Source organism: Rhodoplanes sp. Z2-YC6860 (assembly GCF_001579845.1).
Classification (GTDB): domain Bacteria; phylum Pseudomonadota; class Alphaproteobacteria; order Rhizobiales; family Xanthobacteraceae; genus Z2-YC6860.
Window position 1 is genome coordinate 6223449 of record NZ_CP007440.1, and the last position, 16108, is coordinate 6239556.

Sequence of the window (16108 nt, forward strand, 5' to 3'; positions counted from 1 at the left end):
GAATTCAAGGAGACTTCCAAAAATGGCCGATTTGCCGCGTCTTAATAACGTCATCCGCGCCCTCGAAGCGGGCCAGCATGCGCTGACCTGTTTCGCCCCCGCCCACACTGACTCCGCGATCGCGATGAGCGCCTCGAAATACGACGGCTGCGTGTTCGAGATGGAGCACAACCCCTGGGACAGCGGCCGGCTGCGCGACTGCCTGCAATACATGCTCAACCGCGCCCAGATCGCCAAGGCGGGCCTGGTCCCACCGGTGACGCCGATGGTCCGTATTCCGGTCAACGGCGTGGAGATGGCGCAATGGCAGGCCAAGCAGGCGCTGGACAGCGGCTGCTACGGTATCGTGTTCCCGCACATCTCGACCGTCGAAGAAGCCGCCAACGCGGTCGGCGCCTGCCGGTATCCGCGGATGAAGAACGCGCCGCTTTATGAGCCGGTCGGCATCCGCGGCGACGGACCGACCGCGGCCGCCCGCTACTGGGGCTTGAGCCAGCAGGACTACTACAAGAAGGCCGACGTCTGGCCGCTCAACCCCGAAGGTGAGATTTTCTGCATCATTCAGATCGAGGACACCAAGGGCGTCGAGAACCTCGACGACATGCTGAAGAACGTGCCGGGCATCGGCGCCATTCTGATCGGCGAAGGCGATCTGTCCCAAGAGCTCGGCTATCCGCGCCAGTACGAGCACAAGGTCGTGCTGGAGTGGATGAAGCGCATCGTCGACACCTGCAAGAAGCACAATGTCGTGGTCGGCCATCCGCACGTCGAGACCGGCAATGCCGAGCGCATCATCAAGGAAGGTTACCGCTTCCTGATGATGGCGCCGGTGCAGAGCTACGGACACTTCGCGTCGGCGCAGAAGCTCACCGGCCGCAGCTAAGCCGTCATGGCCACCAGGATCGGTCTGGTCGGACTGGGCCGCATGGGCCGCGCCATCCAGGCGCGGCTCAAGGATTCCGGCTTCGATGTCATCGGCTGGGATCGCGACGCGGTCGCGATGAAGGCCGCGGCCGGCAATGGCATGGAGGTGGCGGCGCATCCACGCGCTGTCGCCGATGGCTCCGACGGCACGGTGATCTCGATCATCACCGAGGACAGCGGCGTCAAGACCATCTTCCGCGGCGCGGACGGATTCCTGTCGGGTGACGTGCGCGGCAAGCTGTTCATCGAAATGAGCACGCTGCAGCCGATGACCGGGCGCGAACTCGCGCCGCTGGTGACAGCTGCTGGTGCGCGGCTGATCGACTCACCGGTGCTCGGCACCATCCCGTCGGTGCGCGACGGCAAGCTCTTTGCGCTGGTCGGCGGCAAGGGCGAAGACCTCGACGCCGCCCGCTCGGTGTTGGAAAAGCTCACCCGCAAGATCACCCACATGGGCCCGAACGGCTCGGGTTATGCGATGAAGCTTGCGGTCAATCTCGGACTCGCGGCCTTCATCCAGGCGACGGCGGAATCGCTGGCGCTCGGCGAGCGCGAGGGCCTGTCGCTTCACCAGATGCTCGATGTGCTCGGCGAAGCGCCGACCGCAAACGGCTGGTTCGCCGCGAAGAAAAGCCTGCTCGCCGGCGAACCGGCCGACATCACGCTCGACCTGAAGACGCTGCGCAAGGACATCATGTCGGCGGTCGCGGCCGGCGCCGCCGGCGGCACCGGCATGCCGCTCTCCTCCGGCGTGCTGGCGACGCTGTCGGCCGCGGTGGCCCAGGGCTGGGGCGACAAGGACATCGGCGAGCTCGCAAAATTCTTCCGCGAGCACATGGGCCAGAAATTCAGCTAAGCTGAGCGTTGCCGCCGGGCATCGACGTTGGAATTCAATCTGGAGACAGCACGCAATGGCGTTGAGCGACACCATCAAGAAACTGATCACCAATGCCTGGGACGATGGCTATCCGTGTCTCGTCGCGACCGCCGGCAAGGACGGCCCGAACATCAGCGTCAAAGGCAGCATGGTGGTCTACGACGACCAGCACCTCGCCTATTGGGAGCGCTCCAAGAAGAAGGCGCTGGAAAACCTCGCGAGCGACCGCCGCGTCATGGTCATGTATTCGAACTTCAAGGCGCAGCACGACAAGGTGCTGGACTCAGGATTCCTGCGCTTCTGGGGCACGGCCGAGCTGCACGAATCCGGTCCAGTGCATGATGCGATCTTCGCCAAGCTGAAGAAACGCGAGCAGGAGCATGTCGGCGCCGACACCGGCATCGGCATCCTGGTCAAGATCAACCGCGCCGCCGATCTCCGCGGCAATCCGATCATGTGAGGTGACACCATGACCAGCGGCAAGGACGACGAAGAGCTTTTCCGGCAGCGCGGCTTCGGCATCAAGATCGGCTTCGGCGAGCGGCCGGCGCTGATCCTCATCGACATGCTCAAGGGCTTCACCGATTCATCGATGCCGCTCGGCGCCAACCTCGACAGCCAGATCGAGGCGCAGAAGCCGATGCTCGAGGTCGCGCACCAGCGCGGCATCCCGGTGATCTTCTCGACCGTGATCTACGACGAGCAGGACATGAAGGATGCCGGGCTCTGGGGCATCAAGATGAAAGGCTCGCTGACGCTGAAGGCCGGCACCGAGGCCGTGAAGATCGATCCGCGGCTCGACATGCGGTCGAGCGACAGCCTGCTGGTGAAGAAATATGCCTCGTGCTTCTTCGGCACCGACCTCGTGCCGCGGCTCCTCAACCAGCGCGTCGACACGCTGATCATCACCGGCTGCACCACCTCGGGCTGCGTCCGCGCCACGGCGGTCGACGCAGTGCAGAACGGCTTCCGGCCGATGGTGGTGCGCGAGGCAGTCGGCGACCGCTCGAAGGCGGCGCACGACCAGAGCCTGTTCGACCTGAACGCGAAGTACGCGGACGTCGTCGGGCTCGACGAGACGCTGCAGTACATGAAGACGGTGGGGCATAACAGATAGAGTTCGTCTGCCGTTGCCAACCATTAAACACAGGCTGCTCCACACAACCGGTGTCACCCCCGGGCTTGACCCGGGGGTCCATGAGGGCGTGCAGCAATCTCAGATCGTAAGAGTGATCGTCGCGGAAGCGACGTATGGATTGCCGGGTCAAGCCCGGCAATGACAGCGGAGCAAGAGGCGAAGGCTGCGCGACACTTTCGTTCTCCTCCACTGCTTCGCTCTGCCTCACGCCACCATCCCCGCCGCAATCTTCTCCGCCACCATGATCGTCGGAATGTTCGTATTGGCGCGCGGCACCGTCGGCATGATCGACGCATCGACCACCCGCAGGCCCTCGAAGCCGCGCACGCGCCCAACATTGTCGACCACCGCGTCGGGATCGTTCGCCGCGCCCATCTTGCAGGTGCCGGCGACGTGGAACATGCCGGCGACGTTCTCGCGGATATGCTCGGCCAGTGCCGCGTCATCCTTCACCAGCTCGACGAGATCGACCTTGCGGTCGGCGAGCGTCGCGAACACCGGCCCGGCCATGGCGGGCATCACGTCGGTCAGCCACGCGATGGTCTGCGCCTTGAACGCGTTCGAGCCGCTCCGGCGGTTGAGCTGGCGCAGCCGGTCGGTGAACTTCACCGGGAAGGTGATCGCCGTCATGTCCTGCACGGTGCGATAGCGCATCATCTCCACCGCGAGCCTGAATCCCAGCATCAGCCGCTTCAGATCGGCCTCGTGGCCGGCGAAGTTCATCTCGACCTGCGGCTCGCGATGCGGATCGGTCGAGCGCAGCGCCACGCGGCCGCGGCCGAGCGGCTTCCACAGCGACGGCGCGAGGTTCGCGATCCGCGTGCCGAGCGCGCTCCACGAGGTCTTGCTCTGCACGTTGATGTACATGTCGGTGCGCGGGCAGCCGGCAACCCCTGACGAGAAGCGCAGCACCGTCGCCGAATGGGTGCGCAGCGACGGTGCCTGCCGAGCTTCGGGCTTCAGATGAAACCCGATGAAGAGCAGCGAATGGTTGGACAGATTCGCGCCGACGCCGGGCAGATCGCCGCGCACCGCGATGTCGTGCTCGCGCAGATGCGCGGCGGGGCCGATGCCGTTTCGCATCAGAAATGCCGACGAATGGATACCGCCGAGGCTGACGACGATCTCCTTGCCGCTGAACTGCCGCGTCTCACCGCCGATCTCCGCGGTAACGCCGGTCGCCTTGCGGCCGTCGAACATGAGTCCGGTCGCCGTCGCGCCGGAGATCACCGTGAGATTGGGCCGCGCACGCACGCTGGCGTCGAGATAGCAGATCGCAGCCGAGGCGCGCTTCTCCGGCCAGTTGCTGATCGGCACGCAGCCGTAGCCGTCGCGGAAGTCGGCGTTCATGTCGTTGACGGTCGGATATTGCCGCTCGGCGGCGAAGCCCTCCAACGCCTTCGACAACGGCGGCCATTGATCCTTCGGAATCCGTCGCACCGGCACCGGACCGTCGCCGCCGTGCAGCCCGCTGTCGTAGTCGAAATCCTTCTCGAGCTTCTTGAAGAACGGCAGCACGTCGTCCCAGCCCCAGCCGGACGCGCCAAGCTCGACCCATTCGGCGTAGTCGTCGGGCGTGCCGCGCAGCGCCACCATGCCCATCACCGACGAGCCGCCGCCCATGATGCGGCCCTGCGAATAGCCGGTGAGCGGCGAGTTGCTGGCAAGCCGCCAGTGCACCTTCAGCTCGGGCCAGAAGTAGGCCGGGTTGTAGTACGACGTCGGATAGGTATCGAGAACATCAGCAGGCTCGCCGCCGGGTGGCGTGTCGACGCCCGCTTCCAGCAGCAGCACCTTGTGCCCGGAGCGCGCCGACAGCCGGTTTGCCAGCACGCAGCCCGCTGCGCCGCCGCCAACGATGATGGTGTCGTAGCTCTCGCCGGACGTCTGGCTCATTGCGGCCGCCCTCTCCCGAACGGCCGCGTGGTCCGGCCCTGACCACGATTGAAGCACGACGGCGGCGAACGGGCCAAGGGCTCGGCTACTCGGTCTTGATGCCGGAGTCCTTGATCACCTTGGCCCATTTGTCGAACTCGGTCCTGGCGTGCCGGGCGAACTCCTCCGGCGTGCTTGCGACCGGCTCGAAGCCCAGCACGGCGAGGCGCTCCAGCACCTCCGGACGCTTCACCGCTTCGACGATCTCGCGATGAACGTAGTCGATGACACTCTTCGGTGTGCCGGCCGGCACGATGATGCCCTGCCAGTTGTCGCCGACGACGGCCGGGTAGCCCGCCTCCGTGGTGGTCGGCACGTCAGGCAGCGACGACGAGCGCTTGAGGCTCGTCACCGCGAGCCCGCGAAGCTTGCCTTCGATCACCTGCTGCGCCGCGGGTGATGGCGAAGCAAAGCAGATCTGCGTGTGGCCGCCAACCGTCGAGCCAACCGCCTCGCCCGCACTGTTATAAGGCACATGCACGAGATCGAGGCCGAGCGACAGCTTGAACACCTGGCCGACCAGATGCCCCGGCGTGCCGGTGCCCGGCGAGGAGTAGGTGTATTTGCCGGGATTGCTCTTGATAAGCTCGACCAGCTCTTTCAGCGTCCGCGCCTCGACCTTCGGATGCGTCGCAATCACCAGCGTGGTGAGCACGGCGAGCGACACCGTGTCGAAATCCTTCTCGAACCGGTACGGCACGTCGCGGATCAGCGTGGGATTGACCACGTAGCTCGGATTGACCATCAGCAGCGTGTAGCCGTCGGGCGGCGTCTTGGCGAGGCGGCCCATGGCGATGTTGCCCCCGCCGCCGCCGACGTTCTCGATGAAGAACTGCTTGCCGGTGCGGTCGGCGATCTTCTGCACGAGAAGCCGCGTGACCACGTCGGTCGGTCCGCCCGGCGCGTAAGGCACGACCACACGCACCGCGTGGTCGGGGTAGCTCTGCGCAGCCGCGACGCGCGGCAGCATCGGCGAAGCGGCGGCCGCAGTGGCCAGGCGGAGAAAGCGGCGGCGTTGAAGCGTCATGCTCATCTCACCTCTCCATCCGCACAGCCGGACGCGCGAGCCCCAGATGCGAGCGCAGCGTGTCGCCTTCATACGCGGTGCGGAACAAGCCGCGCTTCTGCAGGATCGGCACGACTTCGGCGATGAACACGTCGAGCATTTCGGGCAGCACCGGCGGCATCAGGTTGAAGCCATCCGACACGCCCCCTTTCACCCATTCTTCCATCACATCGGCCACCTGCTCGGGCGTGCCTTCCAGGGTGAAATGCCCGCGGGCGCCGGCAAGCTTCGCCAGCAATTGCCGCAGCGTCGGCTTGTGCTCCCTGACAAATCCAACAATCACCTCGGTGCGGCTGCGCGAGGCCTCGTTCAATTTCGGATCGGGGAAGTCTTCCGGGCTGAGCGGCTTGTCGAGCGGCAGATGCGAAAAATCGTGGCCGCCAAAGCGCAACGACATGCGGTTGCGGCCGACCTCCGGATCGGACAATTCGTTGAGCTCGTCGGAGAAGCGCTTCGCCTCGGCCTCGGTCGAGCCGATGATCGGGCTGAAGCCCGGCAGCACCAGGACCTGCGAAGGATCGCGGCCCTCTTCCTTCAGCAGATTCTTGATGTCGTCGTAGAACGCCTTCGCGGTCGATTTCTCCAGATGCGCCGTGAAGATCGCCTCGGCATGGCGCGCGGCGAAACGCTTGCCGGTGTCGGAGGAGCCGGCCTGCACGAACACCGGGCGCCCCTGTGGCGAGCGCGGCAGGTTCAGCGGCCCCTTCACCTTGTAGAATTTGCCAGCGTGCTCGATCGGCTTCACGCCCTTCGGATCGGCGTAGCGGCCGCCCGCGCGATCGTCGAGCACCGCGTCGTCGGTCCAGCTGTCCCACAGCCCCTTCACCACCGACATGTATTCTTCAGCGCGCTCATAGCGGTCGGCGTGGCTCACCTCGCCGATGCCGCCGAAGTTGCTGCCGGCCTGGGGCGACCAGGTGGTGACGATGTTCCAGCCGATGCGGCCGCGGCTGATGTGGTCGAGCGAAGAGAACTGCCGCGCCAGATTGTACGCCTCGGTGTAGGTGGTCGACGCCGTGGCAATCAGGCCGATGCGCTTCGTCGCCATTGCAAGCGCGGCGAGCGTCGTGATCGGCTCGAGCCAGTTGAACGGCGTGGTCTGCACGTCGTTCCAAAGCCCGAGCACGTCGGCGAGAAAGATCGAGTCGAACAGGCCGGCCTCGGCCTTCTGCGTCATCTCGACGGTGTACTGGATATCGGTGAGCGGCAGCGGCGACGACTTCGGGTGCCGCCACGCGGCCTCGTGATGACCGCGGCTCTGGATGAAGAGGTTGAGATGCATCGGGCGCGTCATGCCGCACCGCCGTACAAACCCACAAACGTCCGCTGTGTCATGTTCGCCCCGGCCTGAGGATACCGCATCGTATGAAGAGCCTCGGGCCGCGTCCACGGTGACGGCGACAATTTCGGCTGCCATACTCGCGGAAAATCAAAAGCTACAAAATTCTGGGAGGATGGAATGTCCACACTGCGGACGCTTCTGCTCGCAGCATTGGGTGCTTTGCTGGCTTGCGCGTCCGCGCAGGCCGAATATCCCGATAAACAGATCACCATGGTGGTCTGTTTCCCGGCCGGCGGCGGCACCGACATCGCGGCCCGTCTCGTCAACATTCCGCTCGGCGAAGCGCTCGGCAAGCCGGTTGTGATCGAGAACCGCGGCGGCGCAGGCGGCAACATCGCCATCGCGGCCGTGAAACGGCTTCCGGCCGACGGCTACACGCTGCTGGTCTGCTCCAGCGCCTATGTGGTGAACCCGAGCCTCTACGCGCAGGCCGCCTACGATCCCCTGAAAGACTTCATCCCCGTGATGGTGATGGGCGCGTCGCCGAACGTGTTCGTGGTGCCGACGCAATCCGAGATCAAATCGATGAAGGAGTTCATCGAGAAGGCCAAGGCGAGTGGCGGCAAGATGAACTGGACCAGCCCGGGCGCCGGCACCACGCCGCAGCTCGCCGGCGAATTGTTGAAGCTCCGCACCGGCATCCAGATGCAGCACATCCCGTTCCCGGGCGCCGGCCCCGCAACCAATGCGGTGCTGGCGGGCCAGGTCGATCTCTACACCGCCAACATCGGCTCGGTGCAGGGCCTCATTGATGGAGGCAAGGTGCGGCCGATCGCGGTGACCGCGAAGAAGCGCTGGGCACCACTGCCCGACGTGCCAACGCTGGAAGAACTCGGCATCAAGGATGCGGATTCCGACACCTTCCAGGCGGTCTACGTGGCGGCGGGCACGCCGCAGCCGATCGTCGATCGTCTGGTGAAAGAGCTGACCATCATCCTCGCCAGACCCGACACCAGAGAGAAGTTCGACAAGATCGGCCTGCCGGTGGTGGCCGAAGGCCCCGACATGTTCCGCAAACGCGTCGAGCGCGAGGTGCCGATGTTCAAGGAGATCATCGACAAGGCGGGGCTGAAGATTCAATGATCTCTCTCCCCGTCATTCCGGGGCGCGAGCGCAGCTCGCGAACCCGGAATCCAGACAAGTACACAGACCGAATGTGTTCTGGATTCCGGGTTCGCGCCTTCGGCGCGCCCCGGAATGACGACCCGATAGGACTGTGAAATGGCCAAGCCGCTCGAAGGTATCCGCGTCATCGAACTCGCAAACTTCATCGCGGGCCCGCTCTGCGGCACGCTGCTGGCCGACATGGGCGCCGACGTCGTGAAGATCGAACCGCCGCAGGGCGACATGGGCCGCGCCACGCCGCCGATCCGAAACGGCGAGAGCGTGAGCTTCACCGCGTTGAACCGCAACAAGCGCAGCCTGGTGCTCGATCTCAAGCGGCCCGAGGCGCAGGAGATCATGCGCAGGCTCGCCGCGAAGTCGGACGTTTTCGTCGAAGCGAACCGGCCCGGCGCGCTGGAAAAGATGGGGCTCGGCGCCGAGCACCTCAAAGCCGTCAATCCGAAGATCATCTACACGTCGGTGTCGGGCTTCGGCCAGACCGGCCCGGACCGACGCCGCGCCGGCGTCAACCTGATCATCGAGGCGTTCTCCGGCCCGCTGTCGGTCACCGGCGAGCCCGGCCAGATGCCGGTGCGGCCTGGCGTGCAGACGGCAGACGTGTTCGGCGCGCTGTTTGCGACCTACGCGACGCTCGCGAGCCTCGTCGGCGTGGGGCGCACCGGCGAAGGCCGCGTCGCCGACGTGTCGCTGGTCGAAGCTTCGATCGCCGCGGCCGCCTGGGAGGCCGCCGAATATCTCGAAACCGGCCAAGTGCCGCAACCGATGGGCAACAGGCATCGCCTCACCGCGCCGTACCAGCTGTTCGAGACCAGCGACCGCCGCTACGTCGCGGTCGGCACGCCGAACAACATGCTGTTCGAGAAGTTCATGCAGGTGATCGGACTTGAACAGAATTTGAGCGATCCGCGCTTCAAGACCTATGCCGAGAGGAAGGCCAACGAGACGCCGCTTCTGGCGCTTGTCGAGCCCGCGATCCGCGCCATGCATTCCGACAAGCTCGAAGCCGAGCTGATGAAGGTCGGCGTGCCTTGCGCCAAGGTGAACAACTTCAAGGAGGTGTTCGAACACCCGCAGATCGTGGCGCGGAATGTCGTCAGCACCGTCGAGCATCCGCGGCTCGGCACCATGAAAGTCACGCGCAATCCGGTGCTGCTCGATCACGACGGGCCGGGCCTGCCGCGGCCGGCGCCGATGCTCGGCGAGCATTCGCAGATGATCCTGACCGAGCTCGGCTATGATCGCGCCGCGATCGATGCCCTGGCCTCGTCGGGCGTCACCAGGCTTGCGACGCCGCAACCGAAGATGACGGCCGCAGAGTAGCTGCGGCACCCATGCCCCTGCCGGCAACCTTTCTACGTACCGGCCTGGGAAAAGGCGCATCGAGAAAGCCCCGGGGCTTCCTCCCGACGCCTTCGCGGACCTGGACCAAGGCCCAATATTCAGCTCCCCCGTTCGTGCGCTGATATATCCTGGCTGTGAAAGATGCACGGCTGGCCGGCAAAGCAGTTGTCTGCCCTGAGACGCATGAACATGCGCTAGTGAGTGAACCAGGAGGATTTGATGCTCAATATTGTTCGCGCCGCCAAAATCGGCGCCGCCCTGATTGTCGGTGCGGTCATGCTGAGCAGCATGCCCTCACCGTCCTATGCAGAGACCGGCGCTGTGCGCTTCTCGGTCGGCAGCGCCGGCTTCATCGTCGGCATTGGCGGCGGCTCGGGCGCCCTTCGTTTCCGGGGCAAGACGTACCGGCTCAGCATCGGCGGCGTCAGGATCGGCACCATCGGCGCTTCCGCGACGGAAGTGCGGGGCGTTGCCTACAACATGCGGCGGCCGTCTGACATTGCCGGCACCTATTCGGCGGTCGGTGCCGGCCTCGCCGTGGGCGGCGGCGCGGGCTCGGCCCGGCTGCAGAACGAAAAGGGCGTGGTTCTGGACGTTCGCGCCGTCAAGGTCGGCCTTGAGGCCAATCTCAATCTCGGCGGCGTGTCCATTTCGCTGCAGTAGTGCAAAGGGCCGCAGCCCGTCCCTCGGGAAGGGCTGCGGCTTTCATCCGATCTTGGCGCGGCCGAAAGGCGCCTGTTCTTCCTGGACCAGTTCGATCACTGCACCCGGCACAACCTCGTCGCGCAAGCCCACGGTGATGCGTTGACCGTCGGACGTGCGCACACTGGCGATGCGCCGCGGCTGCCAGTTCTCTTGTCCAAGCATATGGCGGATGACAGAGACCTCCTCGACGGTTGCCTCCGTCACCGTATCGGTCTCGAAGCGGTCGCCGTGGCAGCGCGGGCACAGCAGCGGTTCTGGAAAAAATCCAGCGCGGCAGTTCGCGCAGCGCCAGATCGTCACGCCTGCGTTCGAAGTGCTCATTCCACGCGCTCCAGAACTGCTGCGGCCGCGGTGCCGCCATAGCGATACATCGTCATGCCGTAGCCGGTCGCGACCGCGAGCCGCGCGTTCTTCACCTGCCGCTCTCCGGCGCGATGCTGCAATTGCAGCACCGCCTCGGTGATGCCGTTCAGCCCTCCGGCGAAGCCGCCCGGCTGGCCGGCGCTCAGCATGCCGCCCCAAGTGTTCACCGGAAACCGCTTCTCGCCAATCGTGACGCGGCAGAACCGCGCGAGATCGCCGTCGGGAACGAGGCCCAGATCATTGGCCTGCGCCAGCACCATGGTCGGATAGTCGTCGTAGATGCTCGCGACATCGATATCGGATGGCTGCACATGGGCGTCGCGCCAGAGGTCTTTGGCGAACGTGCTGATGCCCGTGGCGAGCCCGTCGCCCTCCTGGTTGTCGTAATTGAAGCTGCCGCGATGGGCGCGGACCCGCACGCCGGGTCTTCCCTTCGGCGCGCGGCCCGGATTGGCGACGATCATCGCCTGCGCGCCCGCGATCACCGGCACGCAGTCGTAGCGCGACAGCGGATCGGCGACCATCGGCGCGGCGAGATACTCCTCCATGGTCAGCGGCGACCGATAGACCGCGTGCGGATTCTTCGCCGCCCATTCGCGTTGCGCGACCGCGATGTGGCCGTAGTCGGATTTCTCCAATCCGTATTTCTTCATCTGGCGGCTTGCGACCAGCGCATAGACGCCGTTCGGTCCGCCGTGCCCGAGCGGCGCCAGATGCTTCTGCGTCACGGTGTTGAAGTTCGCCGCAACCTTGGCGTAACCCGCGAGACCGGTCGCGTCACCGGCCAGCACCAGAATGGTCTCGGCCGCGCCGGTCTCGACGCCGCGCAGCGCGTGGCCGAGCATGTTCATCGCCGACGAGCCGCCGTTGGTGTCCTGGAGAATCCAGCGCAGCGACAGCCCAAGCTTCCAGGCAAGATCGACCGCGGCGTCGGGCGCGAGCGAGAACGACGCCACCGCGAGGCCCTGAATGTCCTTCGCCGAGAGCTGCGCGTCCTTCAGCGCCGCGACCACCGCGTCGCGCATGAAATGCAGCGCGGTCTGGCCCGGCTCCGGGCGCCGTGTGTAGGCCGACTGGCCTACGCCGATGATGGCAGCGTTGCGGAACATGCACTCTCCAACGCGTTGAGACGTGGGCGTTATTGGTGTTAGCCTTTGCCAACGAGTCAATTGCCCGCCCCGTCACCCTGAGGTGCGACCCCGGCGAAGCCGGGGGAGCCTCGAAGGGCGACGGCCCCGAAATCCGTGGCCGTTCATCCTTCGAGGCTCGCGCGGCGCGCGAGCACCTCAGGATGACGGAGTGAGAGTGTGCCGGTGCCGTCAAAATCCGAAATTCGCGATGGAATGAAGATCGATTGGGATGCGCCGATCGCGATGGACGACGGCGTGACACTGCGCGCCGACGTGTTCCGGCCGGTGGCGGACGGCAAGTATCCGGTGATCATGAGCTACGGCCCCTACGCCAAGGGGCTGGCGATGCAGGAGGGTTACAAGAGCCAGTGGCTCCGCATCGTCAAATCCGCGCCGGAGGTGCTGGAGGGCTCCAGCAACAAATACCAGAACTGGGAACTGTTCGATCCCGAGAAGTGGGTGCCGGACGGCTATGTGCTGGTGCGCGTGGACTCGCGCGGCGCCGGCCGCTCCGAGGGCTTCCTGGAGGTCTGGTCGCCGCGTGAGGCAAAGGACATCGCGCTCTGCGTCGACTGGGCCGGCGTGCAGCCGTGGTCGAACGGCAAGGTCGGCCTGCACGGCATTTCGTACTACTCGATGAACCAGTGGCAGGCCGCGCCGCTGAAGCCAAAGCACCTCGCCGCGCTGTGCATCTGGGAGGGCTCATCGGACTATTACCGCGAGCTGTGCCGCCACGGCGGCATTCTCTCGGACTTCTTCTCGACCTGGTATCCGCGCCAGGTGACCGCCGTGCAGAACGGGGTCGGAGATCGCGGCGCAAAGAGCGCGGTGACCGGCGAACCGGTCGCGGGCCCCGACACGCTCTCCGACGCGCAACTAAAAAAGAACCGCGCCGACTGCGATGGCGATGCGCTCACTCACCGGCTGATCGACGACTACTACCAGGCGCGGCTGCCGAGGTTCGAGGATATCGAGACGCCGATCTTCTCGGCCGCCAACTGGGGCGGCATGGGCCTGCATCCGCGCGGCAACTTCGAGGGCTTTCTGCGCGCCGGCTCCAAGCAGAAGTGGCTCGAAGTGCACGGCGACACGCACTTCACGCTGTTCTACGCAAAATACGGCCACGACTTGCAGAAGAAATTCTTCGACCGTTTCCTCAAAGGCCTCGACAACGGCTGGGACGAGCAGCCCAAGGTGCTGCTCAACGTGCGCCATCCCGGCGAGAAGTTCGTGCAACGGGCCGAGAACGAATGGCCGCTGGCGCGCACGCAGTGGACGAAGCTTTATCTCCATCCCGACCGCGAGCTGTGCAACGATCCGGCAACCGATCCGGCGACGCTGACCTACGCAACATCCAGCGACGGCGTCACCTTCAGCACCGAAGCCTTCACCGAGGAGATGGAGATCACCGGGCCGGTGGCGGTGAAATTGTTCGTCTCGTCGGACACCACCGACGCCGATCTTTTCCTGGTGCTGCGGCTGTTCGATCCGAAAGGCCAGGAAGTGACGTTCATCGGCTCGAACGACCCCCGCGTGCCCGTGGGCCTCGGCTGGCTGCGGGCATCGCATCGCAAGCTCGATCCGAAGGAAACAAAGCCCTACCGGCCCTATCACACCCACGACGAACTCTGGCCGCTCAAGCCCGGCGAGCCGGTGGAGCTCGACATCGAGATCCTGCCGACCTCGATCGTGGTCCCGAAGGGCTATCGCCTGGCGCTCTCGGTGCGCGGCAAGGACTACGAGGTCGACGGCACCGACATCGCGCTGCCGCACGCGCCCTATCCGATGAAGGGCGTGGGCCCGTTCACGCACACCAATGTGCACGACCGTCCGCCGATGATCTTCGGCGGCAAGAACACGCTGCATTTCGGCGGAAGCTTTGCGCCGTATTTGCTGCTGCCGGTGATCCCGAAATGAATGCGATGCCGGTGTTCAGCTCAACTCTCACAGCGCACTCAGCTTCACCTCTCCCATGGGGAGAGGTCGGATCGCGAAGCGATCCGGGTGAGGGGGTACGGTCTATCGATAGTTCGAGGCCCCCTCACCCCGACCCTCTCCCTCAAAAGGGCGTTCACGCCCGTCTTCGACGGGCTATGGGGGAGAGGGAGTCCGACCGCCGATGCCGTGAGAGCATTCAATGACAGTGCGCGCCGCGATTGTCGGGCTTGGCCGCTGGGGCCGCTCGCTGGTCAATGCCGTGCAAGGCAAGACCGATGCGATTCAATTTGTTGCTGCGCACACGCGGACGCGCGCCAGCGCGGAGGACTTCTGCCGCGAGAAAAAGCTTCAACTGCACGACCGGTTCGAAGACATCCTCGCCGATCGCAACATCGATGCCGTCGTCCTGGCCACGCCACACAGCCAGCACGCCGCGCAGGTGGCGGCCGCGACCGCCGCCGGCAAGCACATCCATGTCGAGAAGCCGCTCACGCTCGACCGGCCCAGCGCCGAACAGGTGGTGGCCGCGGCAAAGAAAGCCGGCATCGTACTCGCCGTCGGCTTCAACCGCCGCTTCCATCCCTCCGTCGTGGAAATCCGAAAGCGCCTCGCATCGGGCCAGCTCGGCCAGGTGATGTCGATGGTCGCGACCCACACCACCTCGACCGGACAGTTCATCGCCGCCGACAACTGGCGGGCGCAGCCCGACGAGGCGCCAGGCGGCGCCATCACGGCGGTCGGCGTGCATTCCATCGATCACATGATCGAGTTTGGCGGCGAGGTGCGCGACGTGCTGGTGATCACCGGCCGCTACATTCCGGGGCCGTCCGACGACACCACCAACATCATGCTGCGCTTCAAGAACGGCGCGACGGGGCTCTTGTTCTGCTCGGTCGCGACCGCGACGACGCTGTCTTTCACGCTGTTCGGCACCAAAGGCCTCGCGGAGTTCTCAAAACCCAATCTGTCGCGCTTCCGCTTCGTGCCGACGTCGACCGCGGCGCCGACCGGGCCGGTCACCGCGCCGCCCGACGAGATCATCGACAGCGAAGGCTTCGACATGCTCAACGCCGAGCTGGTCGAATTCGGCCGCTGCATCGCCGAGAAGCAGCCCTACCCGGTCAAGATCGAGGAGGTGTTGCACGGCATGTCGGTGTTCGACGCCGTGGTGAAATCCGCCAAAACACAAAACCTAGAAGCCGTCGCATGAGCATTCGGCCGGATATTTCAGTGAGGAAGCGTCATGGAAAAGCTGATCATCACGGTTGCCGGTGACTCGCGCACGTCCTACCCGCACAACAATTTCTGCCCGACCCAGGAAGACATCCCCGGCGTCACCCAGCAATATGTCGACGCGGTGAACGCGGGCGCCGCCATCGCGCACATCCACGGCCGCCGCACGCTGGAAGAAACGTTTCAGGCCGACGGCAAGATGGTCTCGAAGATCCATCACGCCGACTGGAAGCGGCTGCACGAATCGATCATGAGCAAGGTCGATCCGATCATGCAGTATGGCGTCGCCTCTGCGCGCATCGAGGAGAAGATCGAGCTGATGAAGCTCGGCCCCGATATGATGGCGGTGGCGTTCAACGCGCACGACGAATACTTCCAGCCGGTTCCGACCTTGCCGCCGAAACGCATGATGGCGATCCATCCAGTCGAGGAGCTGATCGCTTACGCGAAGGCCGCGGAAGAACACAAGGTCAAGCTCGAATGCGAGTGCTTCCAGACCGGCGCGTTCTGGCATCTCGATTTCGTGCGCAAGGCCGGTTACCTGAAGAAGCAGACCTACGTCACGCTGTTCATCGGCTGGCCGGGCGGCACCTGGATGCCGCCGACCGAGCGCGCCTTGCAGTTCTTCGTCGACAACCTGCCGCCGGACACGATCTGGAACGTCAGCGTGATGAACCCGGAGAAGCAGTGGTCGATCCTGTCGCTCGCAGTCGCGCTCGGCGGCCATGTGCGCGTGGGCTACGAGGACAATCCCTATATCCGGCCGGGCGAGTTCGCGAAGAACAACGCCGTGCTGGTCGAAAAGATGGTCGGCATCGCGCAGAGCCTCAACCGCGAGGTGGCGACACCGGACGAGGCAAGGAAGATTCTGGGATTGCAGAGGTCGCAGTAGGTCCCTCTCCGCCTCATCCTGAGGAGCCGCGCGAAGCGCGGCGTCTCGAAGGATGGGGCGGCCCCAATGGTTCGAGACGCGCTTCGCGCTCCTCACCAT

Annotated in this window: 15 protein-coding genes; 10 read left to right on the plus strand and 5 right to left on the minus strand. The window is 65.1% G+C overall.

The annotated features are described in order from the left end of the window. Positions 1 to 22 precede the first annotated feature (22 nt). Genes RHPLAN_RS29120 through RHPLAN_RS29135 form a run of 4 tightly spaced genes read left to right on the plus strand, consistent with a single transcriptional unit; the run spans position 23 to position 2918 of the window. On the plus strand, positions 23 to 883 hold the full coding sequence (locus RHPLAN_RS29120; protein ID WP_068025749.1) for an HpcH/HpaI aldolase family protein: 861 nt from the start codon (positions 23 to 25) through the stop codon (positions 881 to 883). Positions 884 to 889: 6 nt separating this feature from the next. Beyond that, the gene (locus tag RHPLAN_RS29125) at positions 890 to 1780 is read left to right on the plus strand and encodes an NAD(P)-dependent oxidoreductase (protein ID WP_084245820.1); all 891 of its coding nucleotides are present in this window, start codon (positions 890 to 892) and stop codon (positions 1778 to 1780) included. A gap of 55 nt (positions 1781 to 1835) precedes the next feature. Beyond that, the gene (locus RHPLAN_RS29130) at positions 1836 to 2261 is read left to right on the plus strand and encodes a pyridoxamine 5'-phosphate oxidase family protein (protein WP_068025753.1); all 426 of its coding nucleotides are present in this window, start codon (positions 1836 to 1838) and stop codon (positions 2259 to 2261) included. 9 nt (positions 2262 to 2270) lie between these two features. After that, positions 2271 to 2918 (plus strand): isochorismatase family protein, encoded by a 648-nt coding sequence (locus tag RHPLAN_RS29135; RefSeq protein ID WP_068025755.1) that lies wholly within the window; start codon positions 2271 to 2273, stop codon positions 2916 to 2918. A 225-nt stretch (positions 2919 to 3143) separates the two neighbouring features. On the opposite strand, the gene RHPLAN_RS29140 is transcribed toward RHPLAN_RS29135, so the two are convergent. The 3 genes from RHPLAN_RS29140 to RHPLAN_RS29150 all read right to left on the minus strand — a co-directional run bounded on the left by RHPLAN_RS29140 (position 3144) and on the right by RHPLAN_RS29150 (position 7234). Next, entirely contained in the window at positions 3144 to 4835 is a 1692-nt protein-coding gene (locus RHPLAN_RS29140) for a GMC family oxidoreductase (RefSeq protein WP_084245822.1), read from the minus strand. An 85-nt stretch (positions 4836 to 4920) separates the two neighbouring features. Beyond that, the gene (locus tag RHPLAN_RS29145) at positions 4921 to 5907 is read right to left on the minus strand and encodes a Bug family tripartite tricarboxylate transporter substrate binding protein (protein ID WP_068025757.1); all 987 of its coding nucleotides are present in this window, start codon (positions 5905 to 5907) and stop codon (positions 4921 to 4923) included. A gap of 1 nt (position 5908) precedes the next feature. Continuing rightward, positions 5909 to 7234 (minus strand): LLM class flavin-dependent oxidoreductase, encoded by a 1326-nt coding sequence (locus RHPLAN_RS29150; RefSeq protein ID WP_068025759.1) that lies wholly within the window; start codon positions 7232 to 7234, stop codon positions 5909 to 5911. A 165-nt stretch (positions 7235 to 7399) separates the two neighbouring features. Between RHPLAN_RS29150 and RHPLAN_RS29155 the strand changes: the two genes are divergently transcribed. The 3 genes from RHPLAN_RS29155 to RHPLAN_RS29165 all read left to right on the plus strand — a co-directional run bounded on the left by RHPLAN_RS29155 (position 7400) and on the right by RHPLAN_RS29165 (position 10411). After that, a complete protein-coding gene (locus RHPLAN_RS29155; protein WP_068025760.1) occupies positions 7400 to 8365 on the plus strand; it encodes a Bug family tripartite tricarboxylate transporter substrate binding protein in 966 nt (321 codons plus the stop codon). A gap of 138 nt (positions 8366 to 8503) precedes the next feature. Then, positions 8504 to 9727, plus strand: coding sequence for a CaiB/BaiF CoA transferase family protein (locus tag RHPLAN_RS29160; protein ID WP_068025761.1), 1224 nt, complete (start codon positions 8504 to 8506; stop codon positions 9725 to 9727). Positions 9728 to 9967: 240 nt separating this feature from the next. Next, the gene (locus tag RHPLAN_RS29165) at positions 9968 to 10411 is read left to right on the plus strand and encodes a hypothetical protein (protein WP_068025763.1); all 444 of its coding nucleotides are present in this window, start codon (positions 9968 to 9970) and stop codon (positions 10409 to 10411) included. Positions 10412 to 10453: 42 nt separating this feature from the next. Here RHPLAN_RS29165 and RHPLAN_RS29170 read toward each other — a convergent pair whose 3' ends face one another. Together RHPLAN_RS29170 and RHPLAN_RS29175 are read right to left on the minus strand one after the other, a co-directional pair. Then, entirely contained in the window at positions 10454 to 10774 is a 321-nt protein-coding gene (locus RHPLAN_RS29170) for a PhlB family protein (protein ID WP_068025764.1), read from the minus strand. Further along, complete coding sequence (locus tag RHPLAN_RS29175) at positions 10771 to 11925, minus strand: thiolase family protein (protein WP_068025765.1); 1155 nt, start codon at positions 11923 to 11925, stop codon at positions 10771 to 10773. Before RHPLAN_RS29175 ends, RHPLAN_RS29170 begins: the two co-directional genes overlap by 4 nt. A 204-nt stretch (positions 11926 to 12129) precedes the next feature. On the opposite strand from RHPLAN_RS29175, the gene RHPLAN_RS29180 reads away from it, so the two are divergent. The 3 genes from RHPLAN_RS29180 (at position 12130) to RHPLAN_RS29190 (ending at position 16009) form a co-directional block, all read left to right on the plus strand. Further along, on the plus strand, positions 12130 to 13863 hold the full coding sequence (locus RHPLAN_RS29180; protein WP_198164549.1) for a CocE/NonD family hydrolase: 1734 nt from the start codon (positions 12130 to 12132) through the stop codon (positions 13861 to 13863). Between the two features lie 220 nt (positions 13864 to 14083). Further along, positions 14084 to 15094 (plus strand): Gfo/Idh/MocA family protein, encoded by a 1011-nt coding sequence (locus RHPLAN_RS29185; protein ID WP_068025772.1) that lies wholly within the window; start codon positions 14084 to 14086, stop codon positions 15092 to 15094. Positions 15095 to 15127: 33 nt separating this feature from the next. After that, positions 15128 to 16009: a beta-keto acid cleavage family enzyme gene (locus RHPLAN_RS29190; protein ID WP_068025773.1), complete on the plus strand. Its 882-nt coding sequence runs from the start codon at positions 15128 to 15130 to the stop codon at positions 16007 to 16009. The last annotated feature ends 99 nt before the right edge of the window (positions 16010 to 16108 follow it).

What these genes read in the sequence shown, in the direction of transcription:
- RHPLAN_RS29160 (WP_068025761.1), top strand. Translation starts at nt 8,504, where the DNA reads ATGGCCAAGCCGCTCGAAGGTATCCGCGTCATCGAACTCGCAAACTTC.
- RHPLAN_RS29120 (WP_068025749.1), top strand. Translation starts at nt 23, where the DNA reads ATGGCCGATTTGCCGCGTCTTAATAACGTCATCCGCGCCCTCGAAGCG.
- RHPLAN_RS29140 (WP_084245822.1), bottom strand. Translation starts at nt 4,835, where the DNA reads ATGAGCCAGACGTCCGGCGAGAGCTACGACACCATCATCGTTGGCGGC.
- RHPLAN_RS29150 (WP_068025759.1), bottom strand. Translation starts at nt 7,234, where the DNA reads ATGACGCGCCCGATGCATCTCAACCTCTTCATCCAGAGCCGCGGTCAT.
- RHPLAN_RS29165 (WP_068025763.1), top strand. Translation starts at nt 9,968, where the DNA reads ATGCTCAATATTGTTCGCGCCGCCAAAATCGGCGCCGCCCTGATTGTC.
- RHPLAN_RS29130 (WP_068025753.1), top strand. Translation starts at nt 1,836, where the DNA reads ATGGCGTTGAGCGACACCATCAAGAAACTGATCACCAATGCCTGGGAC.
- RHPLAN_RS29135 (WP_068025755.1), top strand. Translation starts at nt 2,271, where the DNA reads ATGACCAGCGGCAAGGACGACGAAGAGCTTTTCCGGCAGCGCGGCTTC.
- RHPLAN_RS29170 (WP_068025764.1), bottom strand. Translation starts at nt 10,774, where the DNA reads ATGAGCACTTCGAACGCAGGCGTGACGATCTGGCGCTGCGCGAACTGC.
- RHPLAN_RS29185 (WP_068025772.1), top strand. Translation starts at nt 14,084, where the DNA reads ATGACAGTGCGCGCCGCGATTGTCGGGCTTGGCCGCTGGGGCCGCTCG.
- RHPLAN_RS29125 (WP_084245820.1), top strand. Translation starts at nt 890, where the DNA reads ATGGCCACCAGGATCGGTCTGGTCGGACTGGGCCGCATGGGCCGCGCC.
- RHPLAN_RS29155 (WP_068025760.1), top strand. Translation starts at nt 7,400, where the DNA reads ATGTCCACACTGCGGACGCTTCTGCTCGCAGCATTGGGTGCTTTGCTG.
- RHPLAN_RS29145 (WP_068025757.1), bottom strand. Translation starts at nt 5,907, where the DNA reads ATGAGCATGACGCTTCAACGCCGCCGCTTTCTCCGCCTGGCCACTGCG.
- RHPLAN_RS29175 (WP_068025765.1), bottom strand. Translation starts at nt 11,925, where the DNA reads ATGTTCCGCAACGCTGCCATCATCGGCGTAGGCCAGTCGGCCTACACA.
- RHPLAN_RS29190 (WP_068025773.1), top strand. Translation starts at nt 15,128, where the DNA reads ATGGAAAAGCTGATCATCACGGTTGCCGGTGACTCGCGCACGTCCTAC.